We start from the raw sequence: 3,904 nt of genomic DNA, 5'->3' as shown, positions 1-3,904 counted from the left end.
CCCGCCGGGGTGGGCGTAGTAGGACCGCTCGTTGATCTGGATCCAGCCCTCGTCGTGGTCGTGGCGGTCGTGGTGCCCCTCTCTCCCGCCGCCGTGGTCGCCGCCCTCGGTGTCCCTGCCGGCGTCGTCCTTGCCGGTGTCACCGCCCAGGGGCGCCTGTGCGGGAGCCTGCCGCGCGGCGGCCGGGGTCATCGGGACCTCGGGCGCGGGGGTGGTCATGGCGTAGGTGATGCCGGCCGCGGTCAGGGCCGCCGCCGTCGCGACGCTCGTGTTGAACGCGTAGGAACGGGTCTTGGGCATGGCACTGCCTCTCCTGGTCCGGGAGTCGGAGCGTGGCCGGCTGTGACGGCCGACGTGTGACCGAACGTACTCAGACCCCCCATCACTGTCATTTCGGGCGGATCGGAAGTGCTGCTCCCGGAGGGCCGATCGGGGTATCCGCAGCCGCACGCCGCGCCCGAGAAACGGCTGATGACGCATCAGCCGACAGTCGGAAGAACGGATTGAGTGCCTTTTAGTTCTGACGGGTGATCGGCGGGCGGCGATCCCCTGACGCCCCCTCACCTTGCGCGCGGCTGCCCGAGCGCACCGCCCAGAAGAAGACCGCGACGGCGAACGCCGCCACCGTCAGCGAGTCCCACGGCGCCGGGAGCCGTGTGGAGCCGCCGAAGGAACCGAGCCAGGACAGCAGTGTGAGCACCACGAGGAACACCACCAGCCACGCTCCCGTGCCCAGTTCCGCGGCGAGCGGCCGGCCCTGCCCGGTGGTGCGCTGCATGGCGAGGAACACCAGCAGTCCGGCCAGCACCAGGGGCAGCGCCAGCCGCAGGTCGTGCCACCCCGACCAGTACACGAACTCGGCGGAGACCACGAAACTCACCGGGGCGATCCAGCGCAGGCCCGGCACCCACCCGGCGGTCCGGCTGCCCGGGGCGGCCAGGAACACGGCGGCGGCCACCGCGCAGGCCGCGTAGGTGAGCAGGTACATGTCCCCCATGACGCTCACGATGTCCTGCCAGCCGCCGAACGGCAGCAGGAACACCAGGATCACCGCCAGGTTCAGCACCAGGGCCCGGCGGGGGATGCCCGAGCGCCGCTCCACCGCCATGAACCAGCGCGGCAGGGTGCCGTTCTTCGCCAGCGCGTAGGTGTGCCGGGCGTCCAGCGCGACACCGACGTAGGCCGATCCGCCCGGCGAGACGACGGCGTCCGCGTACAGCAGCGCCGACAGCCAGTGCAGGTTGAGCAGCAGCGCCAACTGCCCGAACGGCGAGTCGAAGTTCACGCCCCGCCAGCCGTGCCCGAGCGCGCTGTCGGGCACCGCGAACACGAACGCGACCTGCAGCGCCAGGTACATCGCCACGGCCAGGCCGATCCCGGCCAGCACCGCGGCGGGCACGGTGCGCCGCGGACTGCGGGTCTCGCCGGAGAAGTCCAGCGGCGCCTGGAAACCGTTCACCGAGTACACGATGCCGCCGCCGGCCAGCGCCGACAGGCAGGCGGCGTACCCGTACGGCGCGAACCCGCCGTGGTCGGTGAGGCGCCCGGTGTGCCACCCGGAGGCCAGCAGCGCCACCACCGTGACGACCGGTACCGCGACCTTGAACAAGGTCAGCAGGTTGTTCAGCCGGGCGAACAGCCGCACCGCGAACCAGTTCAGCACCGTCAGTACCACGCTCAGCGCCGCCGCCACACCCAGACCGGTCACCGTAAGCGAGCCGCCGTGGTAGAGACCCGGGAGATAGTGCCCGGCATACTGCATGATCGCGCTGATCTCGGCCGCGGTGCCGCCCACCGACAGCAGCACCGACCAGCCGATCAGCGTGCCGACCAGACGACCCGAGGCGTACAGCGGCCAGCGGACCGTGCCGCCGCCCTCCGGCCGGGACGCGCCCAGCTCGATCATCACCAGGGCCACCAGCACGCACAGCAGCCCCGCGCCCACCCACGACAGCAGCGACGCCGGTCCGGCCGTCTGCGCCGCGTACATCGCGGCGAACAGCCACCCCGAGCCCACGATGTTGGAGAACGCGATCGCCGTCAGTCCCCAGAACCCCAGGTCCCGGCGGAGCCGGCGTTCCTGCGCCCGGGCCTCCGGGACCATCTCCCGGCCGGCCGACTGCTCCTGCGGCACGCTGCCGCCTCCTCGTCCTCGTCCTCGTCGTTCGTCCGACACGCGTTTGTCTCACGTGTCCGCACACGTGCCCTCGTCGTGCCTGCGCACGCGTGTCTCGCCACAGGTGTGCACGCGCGTCCTCGTCGTACGCGCACCAGGAGCGTAGCGGGGGGCTCAGACCCGGCGCCGTGCGCGCACCGGCGCGTAGACGAGCAGGGCCGCGACGAACGCCACCGGGTAGGCGAGGTCGGCGCCGTGCAGGGCACGGGCGACCGGGCCCACGTACAGGCCGGTGTCCATGAACGGCACCGCCACGGCGAAGGCGACGACGAACGCGGTGAGGGCCGGCCACCACGGCTGGGGCCGGGCCGCCTCCGCTGCGAGGCCGACCGGGCGGCCGCCCCGGGCCCGCGCCCGCACCACCCAGTCCACCACCACGATCGCGACGAACGCCGGGATCCAGTACCCGACGAAGAGCAGAACATTCTGGAAGCGGGCGGTGGTGTCGGCCGCGTGCATCCACAGCACCAGCGGGAAGCCGAGGACCGCGGCGAACGCCGCGGCGGCCGGCCGCGGCAGGCGCACGCCCACGGTCTGCAGCGCCAGCGAGCCGCTGTAGTCGTTCATGGCGTTGCTGCACAGAGCCGCGAGCGCCACCGCGAGCAGCCCGAACGCCCCCAGCGCGCCGCCGCCGAGCAGGTGGTCGACGCCGCGGGCGGTCTGGTCGGTGAACTCGGCGGCTCCCCACAGACCGAGCGCCTGTACCGCCACGAACGACACGCCGACACCGAGCAGGGTGCACCAGAACATGCGGGGGCGGGAGGCGGTCCGCGGCAGGTACCGGCTGAAGTCACTGGCGTAGGGCGCCCAGGACACCGCGAGGCTCAGCGCGACGGTGCAGGTCAGGACGAACGCGCCGGCCCGGTCCGCGCCGTGCGCGGCCACCGCCGGCGCCGGGTGCGTGCCGCCCGCCAGTTTCCCCGCCAGCAGCACGAACGCGGCGGCCAGCGCGAAGGTCATCCCCGTCTGCAACCGGTGGATCGCCTCGTATCCCAGGACGCCGAGGCCGCCTTGCGCGGCCATCATCACCAGCACACCCAGCCAGAACGGCCAGCCGCACAGCTGGGCCAGCGCGTCCCCGCCGAACAGGCCGATCAGCGCGTCCCAGGCGATGGAGGAGAGCCACTGCAGCGCGCCCGGCACGGCCACGGCCCGGCCGAAGGCCAGCCGGGCCAGCGGCATCTGCGCCGCGCCGGTCTGGGGGCCCCACGTGCCCAGGTAGGCGACCGGCACCGCGCCCAGCAGGGTGCCGAGCACCACGGCGGCCAGCGCGGTGGGGAAGTCGAGCCCGAGGGCGATGCCGACGGTGCCGGTGAACACGCCGGTCATGGTGAGGTTGGGGGCGAACCAGACGGTGAACAGCCGTGCCGGGCTGCCGTAGCGGGCGTCCTCGGGCACCGGCGCGATGCCCCGCGCTTCCATCCGCAGATCACCGGGCGCCGCCGGCATCCGCCCGTCGAAGGCGTGCTGCGGACCACCGCCCGCGGCCTCACTGCGGGCATACGGCAACGACATGCGACATCCCTCCGCCAGTCCTAACTGGTTCAGGTTCGACGGGTGTGATCTCAGCCCTCACGTGAGGGCACCCCGTGTCCAGGTACGCGCCAGGATAGCCCGGACCGGCGGGTGGCCCGGCAGGCGGGGCCGGGGCGGGGGGGGGGGACGGGGGGGGGGGGGGGGGGGGGGGGGGGGGGGGGGGGGCGTTTGTACATCTGGCGGGCGCGGGCG

General features: G+C 73.4%; 2 protein-coding genes, 1 pseudogene and 1 riboswitch. All 3 genes and pseudogenes read right to left on the bottom strand.

All coding sequences use genetic code 11. The features are described from left to right. Positions 1-300, bottom strand: a pseudogene (locus tag GV126_RS33335) (hypothetical protein); the annotation flags it as partial. A 214-nt stretch (positions 301-514) separates the two neighbouring features. Further along, positions 515-2,104: an APC family permease gene (locus tag GV126_RS33330; protein ID WP_159674830.1), complete on the bottom strand. Its 1,590-nt coding sequence runs from the start codon at positions 2,102-2,104 to the stop codon at positions 515-517. 186 nt (positions 2,105-2,290) lie between these two features. Continuing rightward, positions 2,291-3,691, bottom strand: a complete 1,401-nt coding sequence (locus GV126_RS33325) for a purine-cytosine permease family protein (protein WP_159674828.1) — start codon at positions 3,689-3,691, stop codon at positions 2,291-2,293. Beyond that, positions 3,681-3,776, bottom strand: a riboswitch (TPP riboswitch). Its footprint overlaps the gene before it by 11 nt. Between the last annotated feature and the right edge of the window lie 128 nt (positions 3,777-3,904).

The sequence above is a fragment of the Streptomyces mexicanus genome, assembly GCF_902506575.1.
Lineage (GTDB): Bacteria > Actinomycetota > Actinomycetes > Streptomycetales > Streptomycetaceae > Streptomyces > Streptomyces mexicanus.
This window is presented reverse-complemented; position numbering and strand designations above follow the sequence as displayed.

Excerpts from the sequence above, each read along its gene's own strand:
- GV126_RS33330 (WP_159674830.1), bottom strand. The coding sequence starts at position 2,104 with ATGGTCCCGGAGGCCCGGGCGCAGGAACGCCGGCTCCGCCGGGACCTG.
- GV126_RS33325 (WP_159674828.1), bottom strand. The coding sequence starts at position 3,691 with ATGTCGTTGCCGTATGCCCGCAGTGAGGCCGCGGGCGGTGGTCCGCAG.